This is a genomic window from Tessaracoccus sp. SD287, from assembly GCF_017355265.1.
Taxonomy (GTDB): Bacteria; Actinomycetota; Actinomycetes; order Propionibacteriales; family Propionibacteriaceae; genus Aestuariimicrobium.
Genome location: NZ_JADIJQ010000013.1, coordinates 35,854 through 56,048 on the forward strand (window position 1 = coordinate 35,854; position 20,195 = coordinate 56,048).

At 68.5% G+C, this 20,195-nt stretch carries 22 protein-coding genes; 13 read left to right on the top strand and 9 right to left on the bottom strand.

Features of this window, described 5'->3' with window-relative positions:
* Window positions 1-32 precede the first annotated feature (32 nt).
* The 3 genes from lepA to IPV09_RS07295 form a co-directional block, all read right to left on the bottom strand.
* The gene (gene lepA, locus IPV09_RS07285) at window positions 33-1,892 is read right to left on the bottom strand and encodes a translation elongation factor 4 (protein ID WP_207474581.1); all 1,860 of its coding nucleotides are present in this window, start codon (window positions 1,890-1,892) and stop codon (window positions 33-35) included.
* Between the two features lie 65 nt (window positions 1,893-1,957).
* Complete coding sequence (locus IPV09_RS07290; protein WP_207474582.1) at window positions 1,958-3,781, bottom strand: chorismate-binding protein; 1,824 nt, start codon at window positions 3,779-3,781, stop codon at window positions 1,958-1,960.
* Window positions 3,782-3,845: 64 nt separating this feature from the next.
* On the bottom strand, window positions 3,846-4,244 hold the full coding sequence (locus tag IPV09_RS07295; protein WP_207474583.1) for a DUF1304 family protein: 399 nt from the start codon (window positions 4,242-4,244) through the stop codon (window positions 3,846-3,848).
* A gap of 88 nt (window positions 4,245-4,332) precedes the next feature.
* Between IPV09_RS07295 and IPV09_RS07300 the strand changes: the two genes are divergently transcribed.
* From IPV09_RS07300 to IPV09_RS07335, 8 genes are all read left to right on the top strand, one after another.
* The gene (locus IPV09_RS07300; protein WP_370590253.1) at window positions 4,333-4,821 is read left to right on the top strand and encodes a MarR family winged helix-turn-helix transcriptional regulator; all 489 of its coding nucleotides are present in this window, start codon (window positions 4,333-4,335) and stop codon (window positions 4,819-4,821) included.
* Window positions 4,822-4,824: 3 nt separating this feature from the next.
* Window positions 4,825-6,273 carry an MBL fold metallo-hydrolase RNA specificity domain-containing protein gene (locus IPV09_RS07305; RefSeq protein ID WP_207474584.1) on the top strand — a complete coding sequence of 483 codons (1,449 nt, stop codon included), beginning with the start codon at window positions 4,825-4,827 and terminating at the stop codon, window positions 6,271-6,273.
* A gap of 63 nt (window positions 6,274-6,336) precedes the next feature.
* Window positions 6,337-6,753, top strand: a complete 417-nt coding sequence (locus IPV09_RS07310; RefSeq protein WP_207474585.1) for a YbaB/EbfC family nucleoid-associated protein — start codon at window positions 6,337-6,339, stop codon at window positions 6,751-6,753.
* Complete coding sequence (locus IPV09_RS07315) at window positions 6,750-7,073, top strand: hypothetical protein (RefSeq protein ID WP_207474586.1); 324 nt, start codon at window positions 6,750-6,752, stop codon at window positions 7,071-7,073. Before IPV09_RS07310 ends, IPV09_RS07315 begins: the two co-directional genes overlap by 4 nt.
* A 15-nt stretch (window positions 7,074-7,088) precedes the next feature.
* The gene (locus IPV09_RS07320; RefSeq protein WP_207474587.1) at window positions 7,089-7,547 is read left to right on the top strand and encodes a hypothetical protein; all 459 of its coding nucleotides are present in this window, start codon (window positions 7,089-7,091) and stop codon (window positions 7,545-7,547) included.
* A 3-nt stretch (window positions 7,548-7,550) separates the two neighbouring features.
* On the top strand, window positions 7,551-8,096 hold the full coding sequence (locus tag IPV09_RS07325) for a DNA/RNA non-specific endonuclease (RefSeq protein WP_207474588.1): 546 nt from the start codon (window positions 7,551-7,553) through the stop codon (window positions 8,094-8,096).
* Window positions 8,097-8,114: 18 nt separating this feature from the next.
* Window positions 8,115-8,582, top strand: a complete 468-nt coding sequence (locus IPV09_RS07330) for a hypothetical protein (protein WP_207474589.1) — start codon at window positions 8,115-8,117, stop codon at window positions 8,580-8,582.
* A 70-nt stretch (window positions 8,583-8,652) separates the two neighbouring features.
* Window positions 8,653-9,450 carry an SDR family NAD(P)-dependent oxidoreductase gene (locus IPV09_RS07335; protein WP_207474590.1) on the top strand — a complete coding sequence of 266 codons (798 nt, stop codon included), beginning with the start codon at window positions 8,653-8,655 and terminating at the stop codon, window positions 9,448-9,450.
* Between the two features lie 141 nt (window positions 9,451-9,591).
* Here IPV09_RS07335 and IPV09_RS07340 read toward each other — a convergent pair whose 3' ends face one another.
* From IPV09_RS07340 to IPV09_RS07350, 3 genes are all read right to left on the bottom strand, one after another.
* Window positions 9,592-11,157, bottom strand: a complete 1,566-nt coding sequence (locus IPV09_RS07340) for a GMC family oxidoreductase (RefSeq protein WP_207474591.1) — start codon at window positions 11,155-11,157, stop codon at window positions 9,592-9,594.
* Between the two features lie 2 nt (window positions 11,158-11,159).
* Window positions 11,160-11,693 (bottom strand): hypothetical protein, encoded by a 534-nt coding sequence (locus IPV09_RS07345; protein ID WP_207474592.1) that lies wholly within the window; start codon window positions 11,691-11,693, stop codon window positions 11,160-11,162.
* 186 nt (window positions 11,694-11,879) lie between these two features.
* The gene (locus tag IPV09_RS07350) at window positions 11,880-12,680 is read right to left on the bottom strand and encodes an IclR family transcriptional regulator (RefSeq protein WP_207474593.1); all 801 of its coding nucleotides are present in this window, start codon (window positions 12,678-12,680) and stop codon (window positions 11,880-11,882) included.
* Window positions 12,681-12,686: 6 nt separating this feature from the next.
* Here IPV09_RS07350 and IPV09_RS07355 point away from each other — a divergent pair, with 6 nt between their 5' ends.
* The gene (locus IPV09_RS07355) at window positions 12,687-13,121 is read left to right on the top strand and encodes a putative quinol monooxygenase (protein ID WP_242681355.1); all 435 of its coding nucleotides are present in this window, start codon (window positions 12,687-12,689) and stop codon (window positions 13,119-13,121) included.
* 442 nt (window positions 13,122-13,563) lie between these two features.
* The gene (gene rpsT / locus IPV09_RS07360; protein WP_207474594.1) at window positions 13,564-13,824 is read left to right on the top strand and encodes a 30S ribosomal protein S20; all 261 of its coding nucleotides are present in this window, start codon (window positions 13,564-13,566) and stop codon (window positions 13,822-13,824) included.
* Window positions 13,825-13,930: 106 nt separating this feature from the next.
* On the opposite strand, the gene holA is transcribed toward rpsT, so the two are convergent.
* Window positions 13,931-14,902, bottom strand: coding sequence for a DNA polymerase III subunit delta (holA, locus tag IPV09_RS07365; RefSeq protein WP_370590254.1), 972 nt, complete (start codon window positions 14,900-14,902; stop codon window positions 13,931-13,933).
* A 259-nt stretch (window positions 14,903-15,161) separates the two neighbouring features.
* Between holA and IPV09_RS07370 the strand changes: the two genes are divergently transcribed.
* A complete protein-coding gene (locus IPV09_RS07370) occupies window positions 15,162-16,886 on the top strand; it encodes a glycerol-3-phosphate dehydrogenase/oxidase (RefSeq protein WP_207474596.1) in 1,725 nt (574 codons plus the stop codon).
* 4 nt (window positions 16,887-16,890) lie between these two features.
* Here the strand turns inward: IPV09_RS07370 and IPV09_RS07375 are convergent, their stop codons facing one another.
* Window positions 16,891-17,349 carry a GyrI-like domain-containing protein gene (locus IPV09_RS07375; protein WP_207474597.1) on the bottom strand — a complete coding sequence of 153 codons (459 nt, stop codon included), beginning with the start codon at window positions 17,347-17,349 and terminating at the stop codon, window positions 16,891-16,893.
* Between the two features lie 59 nt (window positions 17,350-17,408).
* Between IPV09_RS07375 and IPV09_RS07380 the strand changes: the two genes are divergently transcribed.
* Both IPV09_RS07380 and IPV09_RS07385 read left to right on the top strand, forming a co-directional pair.
* The gene (locus IPV09_RS07380) at window positions 17,409-18,608 is read left to right on the top strand and encodes a M15 family metallopeptidase (RefSeq protein WP_207474598.1); all 1,200 of its coding nucleotides are present in this window, start codon (window positions 17,409-17,411) and stop codon (window positions 18,606-18,608) included.
* 8 nt (window positions 18,609-18,616) lie between these two features.
* A complete protein-coding gene (locus tag IPV09_RS07385; protein WP_207474599.1) occupies window positions 18,617-19,507 on the top strand; it encodes a hypothetical protein in 891 nt (296 codons plus the stop codon).
* A 66-nt stretch (window positions 19,508-19,573) separates the two neighbouring features.
* On the opposite strand, the gene IPV09_RS07390 is transcribed toward IPV09_RS07385, so the two are convergent.
* Entirely contained in the window at window positions 19,574-20,005 is a 432-nt protein-coding gene (locus IPV09_RS07390; RefSeq protein WP_207474600.1) for a DUF3592 domain-containing protein, read from the bottom strand.
* Window positions 20,006-20,195: the final 190 nt, after the last annotated feature.

Genomic DNA, 20,195 nt, shown 5'->3' on the forward strand with positions numbered 1-20,195 from the left:
CAGGAGTCATCTCGCCCCGAGGCCGGGTTGGCTCAGGACTTCTTGTCCTTGTCCTTGCCACCCTCACCGGTCTGCAGCGCGGCGACGAACGCCTCCTGGGGCACCTCGACGCGGCCAACCATCTTCATCCGCTTCTTGCCCTCCTTCTGCTTCTCCAGCAGCTTGCGCTTGCGGCTGATGTCGCCGCCGTAGCACTTGGCCAGCACGTCCTTGCGCATGGCGCGGATGGTCTCGCGGGCGATCACCCGAGCCCCGATGGCCGCCTGGATGGGCACCTCGAACTGCTGGCGCGGAATCAGTTCCTTCAGCTTGCCGGCCATCGCCACGCCGTAGTTGTAGGCCTTGTCCTTGTGGACGATTGAGCTGAACGCGTCAACGGGTTCGCCGTGCAGCAGGATGTCGACCTTGACCAGGTCGGAGGCCTCCTCGCCGTCCTCGTCGTAGTCGAGGGACGCGTAGCCCTTCGTCTTCGACTTCAGCGCGTCGAAGAAGTCGAACACGATCTCGGCCAGCGGCAGCTTGTAACGAATCTCGACGCGGTCCTCGGACAGGTAGTCCAGTCCCAACTGGATGCCCCGCCGGGTCTGGCACAACTCCAGGATGACGCCGATGTACTCGCTGGGCGCCAGGATCGTGGCCTTGACCATCGGCTCGAAGACCTGGCCAATCTTGCCCTCGGGATACTCCGACGGATTGGTGACGACGTGTTCCTTGCCGTCCTCCATCTCGACCCGGTAGACCACGTTCGGGGCGGTGGAGATCAGGTCGAGGTTGAACTCCGTCTCGAGTCGCTCGCGAGTGATCTCCATGTGCAGCAGGCCCAGGAAGCCGATCCGGAAACCGAAGCCGAGCGCCGTCGAGGTCTCCGGTTCGTAGGTGAGGGCGGCGTCATTGAGCTGCAGTTTCTCCAGCGCCTCGCGCAGGACTGTGAAGTCGTCACCGTCGATCGGGTACAGGCCCGCGAAGACCATGGGGTTCGGGTCCTTGTAGCCGCCAAGACTCTGGGTGGCGGGCTTCAGCAGCGAGGTGACGGTGTCGCCGACGCGGGACTGGCGCACGTCCTTCACGCCGGTGATCAGGTAACCCACCTCCCCGACACCCAGGGCATCCGACTTCAGCGGCTCGGGAGAGATGACCCCGACCTCCAGCACCTCGTGCGAGGCGCGGGTCGACATCATCTGGATGCGTTCGCGGTGGCTCAGTTCCCCGTCGACGACGCGCACGTAGGTGACCACACCGCGGTAGGTGTCGTAGACCGAGTCGAAGATCATCGCCCGGGCCGGGGCGTTCTTGTCGCCCACCGGGGCAGGAATCTGGGTGACGATCTCGTCCAACAGGTCGGCGACGCCGACACCGGTCTTCGCCGAGACGCGCAGCACCTCGCTGGGGTCGCAGCCGATGATGCCGGCGAGTTCGGCGGCGTACTTCTCGGGGTTGGCGCTGGGCAGGTCGATCTTGTTCAGCACCGGGATGATGGTCAGGTCGGCCTCGATGGCCAGGTACAGGTTCGCCAGCGTCTGGGCCTCGATGCCCTGGGCGGCATCGACGAGCAGCACCGCGCCCTCGCAGGCCGCCAGGGAACGCGACACCTCGTAGGTGAAGTCGACGTGGCCGGGGGTGTCGATCATGTTCAGCACGTGGGTCGTCTCGCCCACCTGCCAGGGCATACGGACGGCCTGGGACTTGATGGTGATGCCGCGCTCACGCTCGATGTCCATCCGGTCCAGGTACTGGGCGCGGGCGGCGCGCGCATCAACGACCTCGGTCAACTGCAGCATCCGGTCGGCCAGGGTCGACTTGCCGTGGTCGATGTGGGCGATGATGCAGAAGTTCCGGATGATCTCCGCCGGCGTCGAACCGGGAGCGGGGGAACCGTGGGGCGCAGCAGGCATTCAGCAAATTCCAGACAGTGTCGAATGGTGGGGGGCGGCTAGCGTCCGCCTGACGCGCCATTGTCTCATGACTGCAGTGTGATCGGCTGCCAGCCGCGCACGGCGTTGAAGCGGACCAACGCTGCTGCCCGCCGCAGGTCGTCCGGGGTCAACACTGCCTCGACCAGGGTGCCGTCATCGAGGAGGTCCGCCCGGACGGTGCCCGGCAGGCATCCCGAGGTGGTGGGCGGGGTCACCCAGCGACCGTCAATCAGCGCGGCGACGTTGGCAATGGTGGTCTCGGTGACCTCACCGCGCTCGTTGACCAGCACCACGTCAGCGGCCCCCGGATGGCGGGCGGCGGCCCGGGCGTAGACGTCACGCTCGGTGGTCTTGTGGTGGACGAACGGGTCGGCGCTGTCGACCGGCACGGTGTCGATGACCACCGGCACCGGTGACGCCGCGTCGCTCCCCTCGAGGCCGCCGACGCCGACGCCGACGCCGCCGGCGTCCTCGAGGTCGTCGACCTGCACGCTGGGACGACCGCGCTGGTCGATGAGCAGCCTGACCCGCGCCGCGGTCCTGCGCCCGGCGGTGGCCCTCGCCAGCAGCTCGGCGACCTGCGCCTCGTCCCAGCAGATGCCGAAGTACGCAGCCGAGGCCCGGACCCGGTCCCGGTGTCGGGTCCAGCGACCGATGCCCTCCCCGGGGCTCCAGCGCATGGTTTCCAGCAGGCTGAACCTGGCCGGGGCCCGGCGCAGCACCTCGGCCTTCAGCACCGCCTCGGCGTACTCCCCCGCCGCGGTCGAGTCGTGGGTGACGCCGCCGCCGGTGCCGTACCAGGCGACCTGGTGTTCGGTGTCGACCAGGACGGTGCGGATGCCGACGTTGAAGGCCCAGCGCGGTTCCCGAGCCCGATCGCCACGGACCCCGTCGGTACCCATCCCGGGACCGCCGAAGCCGATCGCCCCGCAGTAGATGCCGCGCGGGGTGGTCTCGAGGTCGGCGATGATGCCCATGGTGGAGGAGCGCGGTGCGCCGGTGATCGACGCGCACGGGAACAGGGCACCGAAGACGTCCACCAACCCGGTCCCGGGGCGGGTCCTGGCGACCACGCTGGAGGTCATCTGCCAGACGGTGTCGTAGCGCTCGATGGCGAACAGTTCGGGCACGGCCACCGTCCCCGGCACCGCCACCCGGGCCAGGTCGTTGCGGACCATGTCCACGATCATCAGGTTCTCGGCGCGGTCCTTGGCCGAACCCAGCAGGCCGACGCGCGCCGCCTGGTCGCTGGCCGCATCAACGCCGCGGCGGGCCGTCCCCTTCATCGGACGACACGTCAACCGGCCCTGGGCCCATTCGAAGAACAGTTCCGGTGAGGCCGAGGCGATCGCCCACCGTCCGGTCTGCAGCAGCGCCCCGAATCCGCCGCGCTGGGCATGGGCAATGCGTCCGTACAGCGCCGCCGGGTCACCGTCGAAGGGTGCCCACAGCCGGAAGGTGTGGTTGACCTGGTAGGTGTCACCACTGGCGATGAGCTCACGAATCCGGGCGATGTCGCTGGCGTGGCGGGCAGCATCGATGGTCGGCGTCCACTCCCCCGGAGCCATGTCCCCCATCGGGTCCTCGGCAGCCACGCGACGCTCGAAGACACCGAACCAGGCCAGCGGCAGGTCGCTGAACGCGGTGCCGCTGGTGTCGCGGACGACGAAGGCGTCGTCAAAGGCCGGCGCCGCCTCGTAGGACACCCAGCCCGCGACCCACCGACCGGCGGCGACCGCGGCCTCGGCCCGGGCCAGCACACCGGTGACCTCAGCCAGGGACGCCGCCTCCAGTGCCTCGACGAAACCCTCCAACCGGAACGACCGGCGACGCTGCGGCCTCAGGTCGTCGAAGCGTGCGCTCGTCATGCAGCGATTGTGTCAGCACACCCGCCCCCGCACGTCCACCCGTCGCGCACCACCGTCGAAGGACTCACAGCGCGTCGGCGACGATCACGACCAGGGGCAGCAGGCTCGACATGATGGTGCCCATGACGCTGCCCCCGCGGGGCCGCCATTGGCCGAGAAGGTCGGCCACCCCCATGGCGAGGCTGGCCAGCAGCATGTACCAGGCGACGGTGAGCACGACGACGCGCCCCGAGGCTTCGTCCCCGAAGAACACCATCCCCACGCCGACCAGGGCCCCCACAGCACTGATCAGGTTCCGGGCACCAATGCAGAAGGGCCACAGGCGCAGTTCGTCCGGGTGGCGTGGTTCGACGTGCAGGAACCGGTGCGCCCACGGGCGGTCGACCAGGAACATCTCCACGGGTGCGACGGCGATGAGAATCGCGGCATCCACCAGGATCGCGACGATCGAGACAGTATTCATGTCCGCCCTCCTTCGGGCTGCCGACCAAATTAGTCAGCTTCTCTGACCATTGTAGTCAGCTTCTCTGACCATGTGCAAGCATGGTCTGGTGACCACCGACTACGGCGCCATGAACACCGGGCTGCTGCTGTACCTGCCCTACCGCTACCTGGAGGAACAGGTGCTGGAGGCAGCCAATGCCGAGGACCACCGGATCACGGCCTCCCAGGCCCGCGTCTTCCAACGCATCTCCGAGGGGGGCAGCCGCATCGTGGACCTGGCCGCGGCCACCTCGCTGACCAAGCAGTCGGTGGGGTTCATCGTCGACCAGCTCGTCCGCTCCGGCCACGTCACCCGCGAACCCGACCCCCTCGACGCGCGCGCCCGCCTGGTCACCATCACCGACCAGGGTCGGGCCATGATCGAGACCGGCCGCCAGGTCGTCGACCGGGTCGAACGGGAATGGCAGGGCGTGGTCGGCGAGGACGAGTACCGGGTGCTGCGCCGGGCGCTGCGCGCGCTCAGCGAGTACTCCGACCGGCATGCCCACGAGACCCTGCCGTCAGGGGTCAGCAGGGCGGCCGGTGTGACAAGCTGAGTCATGGCTGACACGGCAACCCTCACCTTCCTCGGTGCTGCGGGCACCGTTACCGGGTCCAAGTACCTGCTCGACGTCGCCGGGCGCCTGGTGCTGCTGGACGCCGGCATGTTCCAGGGAGAAAAGGTCTGGCGCGACCTGAACTGGGCCGAGTTCCCCGTCGACCCGGCCCGGATCAGCGACGTGGTGCTCACCCACGCCCATGCCGACCACGTCGCCTACCTGCCGGCACTGGTCCGACGCGGCTTCCACGGCGACGTGTGGGCCACCCAGGGCACCATCCGACTGGCTGAGATCGTCCTGCGGGATGCCGGCAAGCTGCAGGAACTCGAGACCGCGCAGGCGGTGGCCGGCGGCTACTCGCGGCACGCCGACCCGCGGCCGCTGTTCACCACCGAGGACGTCGAGGCGGCCCTGCCCTTGTTCCGGGCGGTCGACTTCGACACCGACGTCGACCTCGGCGACGGGCTCCGCGCCCGGTGGACCCGGGCCGGCCACATCCTCGGGTCCGCCTCGGTCACCATCCGCCACGGCGAGGCGCACCTGCTGCTGTCCGGTGACCTCGGACGCCACGACCACCCCATCCTGAGGGGCCGGGCAGTGCCCCCGGCGGCACCCTTCGTGGTGATGGAGTCGACCTACGGTGACCGGGAGCACCCCGAGCCGGACGTCGAGCATGCCGCCCTGGCCGACGTCATCAACCGCACCGTCGACCGGGGCGGCCAGGTCGTCATCCCGGCGTTCGCCATCGACCGCACCGAGACCGTGCTGAAGGCACTGACCGACATGTACCGCGCCGGACGCATTCCCGACGTGCCGGTCTTCGTCGACGGCCCCATGGCGCTGGCGGCGCTGGAGGTCTACCGCGACACCAGCCTGGACGAACTCCAGGACGGCCTCACCGTCGACGACTTCCTGGGCATGCCACGGCTGCGTGAGACGCGCAGCGGTGAGGAGTCCCGCAAGATCAACGCCTACAAGGGCCCGGCGATTATCCTCAGCTCCTCGGGCATGGCCGAGGGCGGACGCGTGCTGCACCACCTGAAGCGGCTGTTGCCGCACCCACGCAATGCCGTGGTGCTGACCGGCTACCAGGCCGAGGGCACCCGTGGCCGGGCCCTGGAGCAGGGCGCCCGACAGGTCAAGATCCACGGCCAGTACGTCGCCGTCCGGGCCGAGATGGTCCGCGACCACGAGTTCTCGGTGCACGCCGACTCCTCCGACCTGGTCGATTGGCTGCGCGAACTCGGCACCGAACCCCGGACCGTCTTCCTGGTGCACGGGGAACCACGCGCCCAGCAGGCCCTCCGGCAACGCATCGCCGAGGACCTGGGCTGGAACGTGGTCGTCCCCCGGCACGGGGAGGTCGTCTCCCTGGTCGCGGGCACCCCCGACCCGGAGGACCTCGACCTGGGCCCGACCCAGGAGCTGCCCGGGACGTCCTTCCGGTGAGGAACTGACCCCCTGGGGTACCAAGATGTGGGGTGTCCGCACCGCTCACCTCGTGGAGTTGCCATGTCATCGCCCGAAATGCCCGACATGTTCGACCGGCTCACCACCCAGGTCGGTGAGTGGTCCCGGAACAATCCCGGGCCACCCGCGGAGTTCGAACTGTCCAGCGACCGTGAACTGACCGGCACCGACCCCGACGGGCTGGTGACGGTCACCATGAAGGACTTCAAGGTCGATCGCATCTCGTTCGACTCCTACTGGTTCGACAGCCAGTCCCCCAGCGCCGAGACCGTGGCCAGGCACACCGCCGCCGCCGTCAATGCCGTGATGAACCAGTACCTGCGTGAAGAGATCCTGGACGTCCAGGATCATGCCCTGCCGATGAGCGAGGTCTATGCCGGGTTGAAGGAGCTCTCGGCCGACTTCCGGGCCGCCTACACCAAGGCCGCGGAGCGCCTGCCTCGCGGGGACGTCCGATGAGCCAGACCCGGTTCAGTCCCGAAGCCTGGAACAAGGGCGGCCAGGGCTACCTCGACGAGGCGGGTGACCTGCGCTCAGCGGTGGCGTCCTACCTGAACACCCTCGACGTGGCCTCGTTGGGCTGCACCAACGGCGAGCACCCGATCGACATCGCCCTCGCGCTGGCGGTGCCGGTCATCAAGGACGCCTTCCTCGAGGCCTGCGAGAACCTCGCGAGCAATCTCGAGGCGGTCGGGACGTCGCTGCAGGACACCGGCGCCACCTACGCCGAGTTCGAGGCCGCCACGACTGAACATGCCAGCCAGTCCACCACCCTCTGAGGAAGGCCCCTCACCATGGCACTCACGCTCCCCGGCTGGCTGGTCGAAGCCATGCACTACCTGGGCATGGACTTCCCCCAGTCCAACGAAGACGCATTGCACCAATGGGCCGACCAGCTGCGGTCGATGTCGACGGTGTTCAACGACTCGACCACCTCGGTGGTCAGCGCCATCTCGCACGTCGAGTCCCACAACGAGGGGCCGGCCGTGGCGGCCTTCCAGGCGACCGCGTCTGGCGCCGACAGCGACGTGTCGACCCTGGACCGGTTCGCCGAGGGCACCGAGATCGCGGCCAACGGGTGCGAGATCTGCGCCTACGCGGTGGTCACGCTGAAGGGCGTGGTGCTCTTCCAGTTGGCCCTGATGGCGCCGGCGATCGCTGCCGGGCCGGTGGCCTTCCTGGTGAAGAAGGGCGTCGAGTGGGCCATTGGTGAGGCCATCGGCATCGCCATCAACGAGATCCTGGGGGACTGAGGGATGGCCACCAGGGTTCCGACCGCGAAGCTGCGCGGGCCGTTCAAGAAGCTCGTCGACAAGCTCAAGGTCGTGGAGTTCGACAAGGCGAAGTACAACCGATCCACCCTGGGCGGACTCGAGCCCAACATGTACTACAAGGCCGGCAAGAACACCCCCGGCAAGCCGCGCTACGAGTACGTGACCGACGACAAGGGACGCATCAAGGGTGCCTACACCGACAACCTGCACCTGAAACCCGAGGGCCAGAAGCGTGGTTCGCACAACTCCCGGTCCAGGGGCAAGCAGGACGGCGATGACGCCGGTCACCTGTTCGCCGACCAGTTCGACGGCTCCGGCGGTCTGGACAACATCGTCTCCCAGGCCAGAGACCTGAACCAGGGTGCCTGGAAGAACATGGAGGAGAGCTGGGCTGATGCCATCAATGATGGCAAGACCGTCGAAGTGTTCACCGAGATCAATTACGGTGATGGCGCCCGACCCACAGGCTTTACTGTGAAAACCGTGATCGACGGGGTCACCCAGCCGATCCGAAAATTCCCCAACTAGTCCCGCGAGGAGCCGCCCATGTCAGCCGAGGACCAGACCCGTGTCCAGCAGGCCTACCAGGCCTACATCGAGCACACCCTGCAGTCGATCGTGAACTTCCTGGGTGAGGACACCGAGGTCGACCGCATCTGGGTCTACACCGACATGGCCTTCGGGGGCATCTCGAGCCACCCGTTCTTCCGGCTGCACGACGAGTTCTACAACCACGGTGACCTCGAGGCTGCCGACCCGAGCAACGACTACGACCACGAGGCCCTCGTCGAGGAGATCGCCGACACCAACACCGACGTGGAACTGGTGCAGGCCTGCCGCGCCGCTGGCGCGGTGCCCGAACGCATCATCACCGTCTACAACCCCCAGTCGGGCGAACTCGAGTCGCAGTGGGACTACGAAGGCGTCCTGCTCGACGACGGAGACAACACCGGACGAGCGCTCGACCGGTGGATCCGCACCATGGGCGGCAAGACGATCTACGCCAAGGACTGAGTCCTCGCCCGACCCGCGGTCATAGGCTGGGACCGTCACCCGACGCGCACCCGACCGGACCAGGAGATCGATGAGCACCACACCCACCCATGACACCTTTGCCTCGGTGGCCGGCAAGACCTTCATCGTGACCGGCGGCAACAGCGGCATCGGCGCCGAGATCTGCCGTTTCGTCGGACTCAACCGCGGCAACGTGGTCATCGACTGGATCGACCGCGAGGAGAACAACCAGCCGCTGATCGACGAGATCATCGCCGCCGGTGGCCGCGCGGTGGCGGTCAGGGCTGACGTCACCAGCGTCGCCGACCTGCAGTTGCTGGTCGACACCGCCGTCAGCGAGTTCGGTCGCCTCGACGTGATGGTCAACAACGCCGGCCTGGAGACCCGCAAGTCCTTGCTGGAGTCCACGGAGGCTGATTTCGACCTGACCATGAACGTCAACCTCAAGGGCGCCTACTTCGGCACCCAACTCGCCGCCCGCCAGTTCATCGCCCAGGGCGACGGCGGGGTGGTCATCAACATGAGCTCGGTGCACGAGGACTGGCCGATGCCCGGCAACCACGCCTACTGCGTCAGCAAGGGCGGCATGCGGATGCTCACCCGCAACGCCGGAATCGAACTGGGCCCCCACGACATTCGGGTGGTGAACGTGGCGCCGGGAGCGGTGGCGACTCCGATGAACACCGAGTCGGCGGGATGGCGCGAGGCCGAGCGGGCACTGAAGAAGGAGATTCCGCTGGAACGCATCGCCACCCCCGACGAGATCGCCGGGCTGGTGATGTTCCTGGCCAGCGGGCACGGCACCTACCTGACGGCGACCACGATCACGGTCGACGGTGGCATCGCCCTGGAGTCCAGCGGGCTCTGACCTGCCGGCCGGTCCGGCCACGCGGTCCAGCGGGGCGATCCATGGGTGCGCTCCAGCAGGACGTGCCTGCCGGACGGTCCTGCCGGACGTGCCAGCCGGGACGAGGAGTCTGCTCCCCGTCCCGGCTGGCTCGTTGCTGGCTCAGAGGTTTCCGGCCTTGAGTTCACCCAGGATGTGGTCGGCCTGGCGGATGGCCAGGGCGACGATGGTCAGGGTGGGGTTGGCCGAGGCGCCGGTGGTCATCACCGAGCCGTCGCTGACGAACAGGTTGGGCACGTCGTGGGCCTGGCCCCACCTGTTGACGACCCCGTCCTCGGGCTTCTCGCTCATCCGGTTGGTGCCCAGGTTGTGCGTGGACGGGTAGGGCGGTGTCCGCACGACCCACTTGGCGCCGACCGAGTTGTAGATCTGCTCGGCCACCCCCCAGGCGTGTTCCCGCATGGCGATGTCGTTGGCGTGGTCGTCGAAGTGGACGTTGGGCACCGGCAGGCCGTGCTGGTCGAGCACGTCGTGGTTGAGGGTGACCCGGTTGGACTCCTGCGGCATGTCCTCGCCGACGATCCACATGCCGGCCAGGTGGTTGTAGGCATCCATGATCTTGGTGAAGTCGGGGCCCCAGTTGCCGGGATTGACGAAGGCCGCCATGAACGGCACCCCCAGCGCCAGCGTCTCCATGTAGTACCCGCCAGCGAAACCACGGTTCGGGTCGTGGATGGCGTTGTCGGCGATGATCCCGGCCATCGTCTCGCCGCGGTTCATGTGCACGACCTCGTCGAAGGCCGCGTACGCCGAGGCCGTCATGTGGCGCATGTAGTTGCGTCCGACCTGGCCCGAGGAGTTCGCCAGCCCGTCGGGGAACTGGGTCGACTCGCTGAGCAGCAGCAGGCGGGCCGACTCGATCGAGTTGCCGGCGACGCTGACGATGCGGGCGGCCTGCTTGTGCAGCGCGCCGGAGGCGTCCAGGTACTCCACTCCGTCGACCTTGCCGTCGGCGCCATGGGTGATGCGGGTGGCCATGCATTCGGGACGCAGGTCCAGGTTGCCGGTTTCCAGCGCCCGGGGAATCTCGCGGACGGCGGTGCTCCACTTGGCACCGGACTTGTCGCCCTGGAAGTTGAAGCCGTCCTGCACGGTGCCGGGGCGTCCGTCGTAGGGCTCGGCGTTGGTGGCGTACGGTCCGGTGGCGTAGTGCTTCAGACCAGCACGTTCGGCGCCGTTGGCGAAGACCTTGTAGTTGTTGTTCGCCGGCATCGGCGGACGGCCGTGGCGGTGGCTCGAGCCCATCGCCTTCTCCGCCTTGTCGTACCAGGGGGCCATCTCCTCGGCGTCGATCGGCCAGTCGAGCAGGCTGGCGCCCTCGATGTCACCGTAGGTGCTCCGCGCCTTCCATTCGTGGGCCATGAAGCGTGGGGTGGCGCCGGCCCAGTGGGTGGAGGTGCCGCCCACGGCCTTGACGATCCAGGCAGGCAGGTTGGGGAAGTTCTTGGCCACGCGCCACGAGCCGCTGGTGGTGCGCGGGTCGAGCCAGGCCATCTGGCTGAACGCACGCCACTCGTCGTTCTCGTAGTCGTCGGCGGTCAGGTGCGGACCCGCCTCCAGCAGGACCACCTTGACGCCCTTGGTGGCCAGTTCGTAGGCCAGGGTGCCGCCGCCGGCACCGGAGCCGACGATGACGACAACCGGGTCCTTCTCCTCGATGGTTGCCATGGTCAGTTCCCTTCAGTGGTGGTCAGCGGGACGAGTTCGACGCGGGGATCACCCTCGTACTCGGTGATGCGCGGGTCGGGCAGCCAGTCGAGGTCGTCGAAGCCGCGGTTGATGTAGCCGCCCTTCTCGAAGGAGGCACCCTCGTAGCCGAGCAGGTCCCAGACCTCGTGGTCGTCGTAGAGGGTGTTGACGCTGACGCTGTGCACGGCCAGCAGGAAGTCGGGGTCCTCGCCGAGTCCGTCGATGACCTGACGTGCGGTGGCGTCATCAGCGTCCAGGAACGAGCCGCCGGCGAGTTGGTCGACGCGGGCCAGTCCCCCGGCCAGGTCGGCCTGGGTGTTGTCGCGGACCGCCTCGGCGCAGCGCTGATAGGGGCCGTCGGGGAACTGCGGGTGGGGGTAGAGCACCCGCAGCACCTTCACCAGGGTGGCGAACTGCTTGTCGTCGAGTTCGGGGCGCTGGGGTTCGGGTGCTTCGGTCTGGTCCTGCTGGATCTCTTCTGGTTGAAGTTCTGATTCGCGTCCGTCGACACTCACGGCACTCTCCTTTGAGTTTGGGGCCCTTGAGCAGGGGGCCGTTGAGCATTGACCCCGTGACCGGTGTGTTGCGCGAGGCTGCACCCGGTGGCCCGGCCCACCACCGTGTGGGCCTGCACTCAACGTAGGCAGGTGGCCGTTGCAGCAACAGGGGCAGTTCTCACCCAGTGATAACGACCTGAGAATTCACAGACCCGAGCGCAGCAGTCCGCCCACCCGGGACGACACCGCCCGCAGGGTCGACTCCAGCACCCGTTCGCGTCCGGCCAGTCGTCCCGCCTGCCCCGAGACCGCCACCGAGCCGAGCAGCCGGTTGTCGCCGGCCCGCACCGGCACCGCCGCACAGTCCCAGCCGGCCACGAACTCGCCGAACTCCCAGGCGATGCCGCGGCGGGCGATCCGCTCGAGTTCGGCGTCCAGCGCGTCCATCTCGGTGATGGTGCGCGCCGTCAGCGCCACCAGCCCGTGGCGATGCAGGTAGTCACCACGGAATTCGACGGCCAGGTCGGCCAGCAGCAGCTTGCCGAAGGCAGTGGCGTGGGGGGCCTCGTGGAATCCGAAGCGCATGGGTTGCAGGCGTGGGCAGTCGGTTGAGTCGACGACATGGACCACCACCATCTCGCCACCGCGCAGGATGGCCAGGTACGCGGCGAGTCCGGTGGCGTCGTGCAGTCGACTGATCTCGGCGGTGACCCCTCGGGACAGCCCCACCTGCCGATGCAGCGACATGCCGAGCTGGTGCAACTTGTGGCCGAGCTCGAAGCGTCCGGCTTGCACGTGGGTCAGGTACCCGGCGCCGGTGAGTTCCTTGGCGATGCGATAGACGGTGGGCAGAGGCAGGTCGAGGGCGTCGGCCAGTTCACGCGCGCTCGCGCCATTGCGGTCGGCGGCCACCTCGAGCATGCCCAGGGCACGCTCCAACTGGCCCGTCCGCACCCGAGCGTCGGGGGCCCCTGTCTCCGCTGTCTGCGATGACGTCGTCGTCATGCCCCGATGGTATCCCCCGCATCCGTGGACGGCCTCGACGTCCAACCCACTATTGACGAGTTCGCCATTCCGGCCGACGATGGGCCCCACAGCCCCATGAACACCTGCGAAAGGACGTCCATGTACTTCATCACCGTCAAGTTCACCACCAAGCCCGAGGCCACCGAGGAGTTCCCCGAGACCGTGCGCGCCTTCACCGAGGCCACCCGCCAGGAGCCCGGCAACCTGTTCTTCGAGTGGTCGCGCAGCATCGAGGAGCCGGACACGTTCGTGCTCGTCGAGGCGTTCACCGACGAGGGTGCCGGCCCGCACGTGAACTCCGACCACTTCAAGGCCGGGCTGGATGCGATGCGCCCGAAGCTCGCCAAGACCCCCAGCATCGTCAGCCGCCAGGTCGAGGGCAACGGCTGGGACGAGATGGGCGAACTCAAGATCGACTGACGGCGTTGAGACGTGCCGCCCGCCCCAATGGGTTCGGGCGGCGCGTCTTGCCCAGCCACAGGGCCCGGACGGGCACATCGTTCACTAAGTGCCGGACGATGGACCCGGAGGCGGCACATCGTTCGCAAAGTGCTGGACGATCCATCCCCGGCCGGCACATCGTTCACAAAGTGCCGGACCATGCATCCCCGGCCGGCACATCGTTCACAAAGTGCCGGACGATGGACCCGGAGGGGGCACATCGTTCACAAAGTGCCGGGCGATGGACCCCCCTCGGGCACATCGTTCACCAAGTGCCGCCGCTCCACCTGGCGCCGCCCGTCCATCACCCCATCGCTTCCGGATTTGGGCACGTCCGGACACGCTGATAGAGTCGTGTGTCGCACCTGCCGTGCTGGTAGGAGCATCACCCAGAACACTTTGAGCTTGGAGACATCGCCCCATGGCAAACATCAAGTCGCAGATGAAGCGGAACAAGACCAACGAGAAGTCGCGCCTGCGCAACAAGGCCGTCAAGTCGCAGCTGCGTACCCACGTCCGCAACTTCCGCGAGGCCGCTGAGGCTGGCGAGACCGAGAAGGCCGCCGAGCTGGCCAAGGTCGCCACCCGCGCTCTCGACAAGGCCGCTTCGAAGGGCGTCATCCACGCCAACCAGGCCGCCAACCGCAAGTCGGCTGTCGCTGCCAAGGCTGCTGCTTTCTGATACCTCTGACGTCAGTGCACTGACGTCCACCACCAGCGTTCCGGTCCTCTGGGTGATCGGGACGCTGGTTTTGTGTGCCCGGACAAGGCTCGGACGACGCCAGCCCTCAGGAACCGTCGCGGGCCGCGGCCAGCTGGGCCACCAGTTGCTCGAGGGCGAACTCCGGGTCGTGCGCGGCACCCTTGACCGCCGCGTCCGCCACGGCCACCGCCCTGACCCCGACTGCAATGGCGCCGGGACTCCAGTGGCGTGACTGCTGCGCCAACTGCTTGATCTTGAAGGGGGGCACCCCGATCTGGCGAGCCAGTTCAGGTTCGGGGATGCGGGTGGAGCGCAGGTCGTGGTACTTGCCCAGCCCCCGCAACGAGTTGGCGATGGCGGCGGTCAGCAGCACCGGGGCGACGCCAGTGTCCATGGCCCACCGCAGCTTGAGCAGGGCCTGGCCGGTGCGTCCGGCCATGATGTCGTCGGCCACCGAGAAGCCCGAGACCTCGGCGCGTCCCGCGAAGTAGCGATGGACGTCACTGACGGTGACCTGCCCCTCGGTGAGGTCGGTGGCCAGTTGCTCGAGGGCACTCGCCAGGGCCCGGGCGTCGTGACCCACCGCCTCGACCAGGGCGTCGGCGGCTGCCGGCGCGAGGGAGATCCTGACCCGTTTGGCCTCGGCCCTCACGAAGTCGGGTAGCTTCCACGGCTTGATGGCGGCGGCGTCGACGAAGGGGACCTTGGCCTTCTTGAGCTGGTCGACCAGCCGCTTGCCCTTCACCCCACCGGGGTGCACCAGCACCAGGGCCAGGTCCTCGGGCGGGTCAATGGCGGTCTGGGCGACCACGTCGAAGAGGTCCTGGTCGAGCAGCGAGATGTCCTCGAGCACCACGATGGAGGCCGACGAAAACAGCGAACCGCCGACCAGTTCAGCAAACGTGCCGGCATCGAGTCCGGACGCGGCGACCGTGTTCAGGTCGGCCTCGGGTTCTGTCCGCCGAGCGGCAGCGACGAACGCCTGGACGGCGCGGTCGGCCAACAATGACTCGGGTCCCTGGACGAAGAGGGCGGTTCCGAAGGCGTGGGTGCTCACGTGCCCAGTCTGCCAGTGGGGTGCGACACCCGGCGCCACGTTCCCCGGCGCCCGGGCTACCGGCCAGGACGTCGTCGCCTCCCGCCCAGTCCCCCGTTTCTCCCCCAGGCCCGCTGCGGGGTTGTCCCGGTCACCCCCGCGGTGCCCCGCTGAACGTTCGTGCATCAGTTTGAGACAAACGTGCAGCCGACGCAGACTTGGGGGCAGCGTCCCGCGACGCGCCGTACGTGGCAGAGACTTCCACACCAGAAGGATTCGCATGACATCAGCACTCACCCCCACTCAACGTTCCAGCACTCTGGCGGCACTGGGCTCCGAGAAGTTCGACGTCCTGGTGATCGGCGGAGGAGTCACCGGCGCAGGCATCGCCCTGGACGCCGCCTCGCGTGGGCTGCGCACCGCCATCGTCGAGGCCCAGGACTGGGCCTCGGGCACCTCGTCGCGCTCCTCGCGGCTGGTGCACGGCGGCCTGCGCTACCTGTACAACCTCGACTTCGCGCTCGTCGCCGAGGCCCTGGCCGAGCGAGGCCGACTGCTCACCACGATCGCCCCCCACCTGGTCGAGGCCCAGCCCTTCCTGTGGCCGCTGAAGCGGCGCGTCATCGAGCGTGCCTACTCCGCCCTCGGCGTCGGCCTCTACGACGCGATGGCCATCGCCGGCGCCGGATGGAAGAAGTCGGTGCCGGTGCAAAAGCACCTGTCCCACCAGGGTGCCCTGCAACGCTTCCCCGAGATCGACCCGACCTCGATGATCGGCGCAATCGAGTTCTATGACGCCCGCGTCGACGACGCCCGCCTGGTCATCACCCTGGTCCGCACCGCCCTGGCCCACGGTGCCGTGGCCGCGAGCCGCACCGCCGTGACCGCGGTGACCAAGGACGGTGCCCGGGTCACCGGAGCCGTCGTCCGTGACGTCGAGACCGGTGAGCAGATCACGGTGTCGGCCACGCACGTCATCAATGCCACCGGCGTCTGGACCGAGCAGACCCAGGACCTGGCCGGCGGCACGGGCGGCCTGAAGGTGTTGGCCAGCAAGGGGGTGCACATCCTGGTTCCCCGGGAGCGCCTCACGGCCCAGTCGGGTCTGTTCCTGCGCACGGAGAAGTCGGTGCTGTTCGTCATTCCCTGGCAGCACTACTGGGTCATCGGCACCACCGACACCGCCTGGCACGAACCGCTGAAGCACCCGGTTCCCTCGGCGGCCGACATCGACTACGTCCTGGAGCAGGCCAACCAGGTCCTGGCCAGCCCGCTGACCCGTCAGGACATCATCGGCACCTACGCCGGGCTGCGCCCACTGCTGCAGCCCAAGGTCCTGGACGAGTCCGCTTCCACCAAGGTCTCGCGCGAGCACACCGTCACCGAGGTCGCCCCGGGCATGACCGCCATCGCGGGCGGCAAACTGACCACCTATCGGGTGATGGCCAGCGACGCCGTCGACTTCGCCCTGGGAGACGCCGCGAAGGCCAGGCCCTCGGTGACCGCCGACCTGCCGCTGCTGGGCGCGACCGGCTTCGAGGAACTGCGTGCCCGGGCGGCCGAGATCTCGGCGGACTACGGCATCGAGACCGGCGAGGTGACGCACCTGCTGCGCCGCTACGGCTCCGAACTTGGCGACGTGCTGGCCCTCATCGACCAGGATCCCTCACTCGGCCGGCCGCTGGCGGCGGCACCCCAGTACCTGCGTGCCGACGTGCACCGGGCCTGCGCCGTCGAGGGCGCCCTGCACCTGGAGGACATCCTTGTCGCGCGGGTGCGGCTGAACTCCGAGTCCGCCGACCGCGGTGCGTCCGCCGTGGACGAGGTCGCCGAGATCGCCGCACCCCTGCTGGGCTGGGACGATGCCCGGGTCGAGGCCGAGAAGCAGAACTACCGTGACCGGGTCGCCGCGGAACTGGCAGCCCAGGAGCAGCCGGACGATGCCGCCGCCGCGGCCGCGCGACTCGAGGCCGCCGACATCGTCGGTGACGGCCTGCTGGGCTGAGGCCTCAGACCAGAGGCCAGAACAGGTCAGTGCGCATCGTGGCCGGGTCGACCTCGGGGGTCGGCTCGGTCACGTACACCTCCCACATTTTCTCACCGACGTGGCGGCCCTGGCCCAGCACCCACTGGTACAGCTCGTTCCAGGCCGAGCCGAGCCCGTCATAGGGACCGACGTGGGTGGCGTGGGCCACCTCTCCACCCGGCAGTTCGGCGGGAATGACGTCGCCATCAGCGGTGATGGCTCCGTCGGTGATGACGCCAGCCTCCAGTTCAACCGTGTCGGTCGGGGTGCTCAGGTAGTGGCCGATGGCGCCCCTGACTCCCACCTCCTGCTCGGCGACGGCGCGAGCGACGGCGGCGAAGGAGGTGTCGTAGAAGTCACGGATCTGGTCCATCGGGACGGTCCGGCGGACGACCGCTGTGTGCTGCGGGTCCAGGGTGGTGATCTGCGGATTCTCGAGCATGTCCCCATGTTTGCATGGCGGTCCCCCGGCATCCGGCGTGGCGCGAATATCGTGGCTCCATGCGCACCCTGACTACGTTGCTCTCGGTCTCCGTGCTGCTGTCGGTCCTCGGCGGCGTGCTCGGGGCGCCCCCGGCGCGGGCCGTCGATCACTGGGTGGTCACCACCTCGGCGGGGACGACGGTACTCGCCGGAGCGACTCTCACCCTGCGCGCCACCCGCACCACCTGCGCACCGGCCCAGCCCGTGACAGTGTGGTGGTCCGACACGCAGACCCTGAGGTGGCGGCCGGCGTTGACTGCTGCGCCCGGCGCGGCTTGCCAACTGCAACTGCCACTCGCGTCCGGCCTGCGAGTCGGCAAGCACCGCTTCGCCGTCACTACCGGCCAAGTGCCCGGAGCAGGGGACTTCTCCAGCGCGATCACGGCCAACCCCGCCAGTTTCCGCCTGTCCGGCCCCGCCAGGACCACCCTGACCGACCGCCCCGTGCTGACAGTGACGGCAGGGCCGCAGGCGTCCGGGTTGCCCGTGCGAGTGTGGACGGGCTCGGGGACCAGCACCCGCATCGTCGGCCAGGGCACCTTGGACGACAACGGCCAGTTCCGCGTCGCCTTCGGGTTGAACATCGGAGTGGTCGGCACGGTGACGCTGCAGGCGAGCATCAGCGACGGCGCCGGGTACGCGGTGGCCTCGAACCAGCTCGTGGTGCTGCGCGAGGGGTTCGGCGGACGAATCCGGGCCACCACCTCGGCCGACGTCACCTCCTTGTACCGGGCCGGATGTCCAGTCGGTCCCTCGGGGCTGGCCACCATCGAGATGAACCACTGGGACTACCAGGGCACCGTGCGGTCGGGGGTGTTGATCGTCCGCAAGGACCTGGCACCCAAGGTGATGGCCGCCTTCCACCAGGCCTTTGACGCGCGCTGGCCGATCCAGTCGATGAAGAGCCTGAACCTGTGGGGTGGTGACGACATCAAGATCATGGCCGCCGGAAACACTGGCGCGTTCAACTGCCGCCACGTCGTGGGCAACCCCTACGCCCAGTCGCCGCACTCCTATGGCAGCGCCATCGACATCAACCAACGTGAGAACCCCTATCGCGCCCCCAATGGCGTCTGGTACCCCAACGCCACCTACGCCACCTCCCGTCCCGCCTCGGTGACCGGTCTGCTGACCGCCACGTCCCCGATGGTGACCGCCTTGAAGGGCCAGGGTTTCCGCTGGTTCTCTGGCTGGGACTGGCACCACTTCGAACCATGACCAGACCCATGACCCGTCGCCTCACCACAGCTGCGGCCGTGGCCCTGGTGGTGGTGCTCGCGGCCGGGATGGGCGCCTGCACCCGCGACCAGGACGCCCTTCCGGACCCGAATACCGTGGCGCCGGCGACCACGCCCCAGATGAGCACCGGTCCCTCGACCCGTGCTCCCTCGGCCACCACTGCGTCCACGACCGGTCCCGCGACCACTCGCCCCCCGACCACGGACCAGTCCGCCACCGCACGACCATCTCCGGTGACACCCGCCTCCCCCGTCGGTTCGACCACCCGGGCCATCCCCCCGACGACGTGGGTGACCCAGCCCGCCACCGGCGCGCCGACCGCACCCAACACCGCGGCGACGTTGCCACCGCCCACCCAGGATCCGAGCCCGGCCGCGACCTCCGGACCCCTGCACCTGGACTCCCAGCCGCGCCCGCCGGGCTGGACTCCCACCGCCGCCCACGCACCCACGGCGACTCGGGCGCGGGACCCGCGCTACGCCGCCTGGGAGGCGATGATGGTCGGCTGCGCCCCGGTGGACCGGCGCACCTGGATCGACCCGGCGCACGCCCTGGAGGTCGCCGTCAGCCGCGACGGACGACCCGGGGTTGGCCTGATCATGCAGTTCAGTTCCCAGCAGGCGGCGCTGCGCTATCTCGGCGCGTTCGAGCAGCAACTGGGTGCCTGCCCGGCCCGCCCCTCGGCGCAGCAACCCGGCGTCATCCGGATCGAGTCCGCGCCGGGGCTCTGGCTGGGACGACGGCTGCTTCCCGACGGGAGCGTCTGGGCCGAGGTCGCCACTGTCAGCGGCGCCACCGTGCGACTGTGGATCCTGCAGGACGCCGGCGGCATGGACGACGCGCAGCTACGCCAGTTGGCGGCCCATCTACGCGCCTGACTTGCCGGGAGCGACGGTCTGGTCGCGAGCACGGCCCGCCCCTATGAATGACTGGCCGGCCTCGGATCAGTCCAGTGGCAGCATCTGGATGAACCAGAAGGCCACGAGGCCAAGCAGCACGAACGTCGGAACGAGACAGCCCAGGACGATCTTGGACGGCGCGGCGACCTGAAAGGACTGGGTCGGGTCCTGGGGGTTGTACGCCACCTCGAGGGGTGACCCTGGCGCCGGAGCATTGGCGTAGGAGACCTCGGACTCCCCCACGTAGCGGACGCCGCGCGAGTCGTGGAACTGGAAGCGCGGCCAGTAGCGAATGTTCCGGTTCATGTTGCCGCCACCGTGTGTCCAGCCCTGGCGGCTGCCGGTGACCGCGGCCACGGCCTTGGGCCAACTGGCGATCAGCCGCTCCTGAGCTCGGGTCTTGCGCACGGTGTGGACCAGCGTGATCGCCACGGCGGTGAAGAACAGAGCCCAGATGACATAGAGCGCGATCCTCAAGAGTCCCCCCAACGTGAATGGCCCAAGGTTAGCCAGCGTGAATGGTCCGGCGTGTGCTCCCGGGCCCCAGTCCGCTGCAACCACCCCTCGGCGGGCCGCAACTTACCAGTCCGGGGGTCCTGTCCCGCGTTCCACCACTGCGCCCCCCCCGTCAGCCGCTGGATGTGTACTGATGGGTGAACGTGCGGCT

Bases quoted from the DNA above. Each gene is read 5' to 3' on its own strand.
- lepA (WP_207474581.1), bottom strand. From the start codon at position 1,892: ATGCCTGCTGCGCCCCACGGTTCCCCCGCTCCCGGTTCGACGCCGGCG.
- IPV09_RS07290 (WP_207474582.1), bottom strand. From the start codon at position 3,781: ATGACGAGCGCACGCTTCGACGACCTGAGGCCGCAGCGTCGCCGGTCG.
- IPV09_RS07295 (WP_207474583.1), bottom strand. From the start codon at position 4,244: ATGAATACTGTCTCGATCGTCGCGATCCTGGTGGATGCCGCGATTCTC.
- IPV09_RS07305 (WP_207474584.1), top strand. From the start codon at position 4,825: ATGGCTGACACGGCAACCCTCACCTTCCTCGGTGCTGCGGGCACCGTT.
- IPV09_RS07310 (WP_207474585.1), top strand. From the start codon at position 6,337: ATGTCATCGCCCGAAATGCCCGACATGTTCGACCGGCTCACCACCCAG.
- IPV09_RS07315 (WP_207474586.1), top strand. From the start codon at position 6,750: ATGAGCCAGACCCGGTTCAGTCCCGAAGCCTGGAACAAGGGCGGCCAG.
- IPV09_RS07320 (WP_207474587.1), top strand. From the start codon at position 7,089: ATGGCACTCACGCTCCCCGGCTGGCTGGTCGAAGCCATGCACTACCTG.
- IPV09_RS07325 (WP_207474588.1), top strand. From the start codon at position 7,551: ATGGCCACCAGGGTTCCGACCGCGAAGCTGCGCGGGCCGTTCAAGAAG.
- IPV09_RS07330 (WP_207474589.1), top strand. From the start codon at position 8,115: ATGTCAGCCGAGGACCAGACCCGTGTCCAGCAGGCCTACCAGGCCTAC.
- IPV09_RS07335 (WP_207474590.1), top strand. From the start codon at position 8,653: ATGAGCACCACACCCACCCATGACACCTTTGCCTCGGTGGCCGGCAAG.
- IPV09_RS07340 (WP_207474591.1), bottom strand. From the start codon at position 11,157: ATGGCAACCATCGAGGAGAAGGACCCGGTTGTCGTCATCGTCGGCTCC.
- IPV09_RS07350 (WP_207474593.1), bottom strand. From the start codon at position 12,680: ATGACGACGACGTCATCGCAGACAGCGGAGACAGGGGCCCCCGACGCT.
- IPV09_RS07355 (WP_242681355.1), top strand. From the start codon at position 12,687: ATGGTATCCCCCGCATCCGTGGACGGCCTCGACGTCCAACCCACTATT.
- rpsT (WP_207474594.1), top strand. From the start codon at position 13,564: ATGGCAAACATCAAGTCGCAGATGAAGCGGAACAAGACCAACGAGAAG.
- IPV09_RS07370 (WP_207474596.1), top strand. From the start codon at position 15,162: ATGACATCAGCACTCACCCCCACTCAACGTTCCAGCACTCTGGCGGCA.
- IPV09_RS07375 (WP_207474597.1), bottom strand. From the start codon at position 17,349: ATGCTCGAGAATCCGCAGATCACCACCCTGGACCCGCAGCACACAGCG.
- IPV09_RS07380 (WP_207474598.1), top strand. From the start codon at position 17,409: ATGCGCACCCTGACTACGTTGCTCTCGGTCTCCGTGCTGCTGTCGGTC.
- IPV09_RS07385 (WP_207474599.1), top strand. From the start codon at position 18,617: ATGACCCGTCGCCTCACCACAGCTGCGGCCGTGGCCCTGGTGGTGGTG.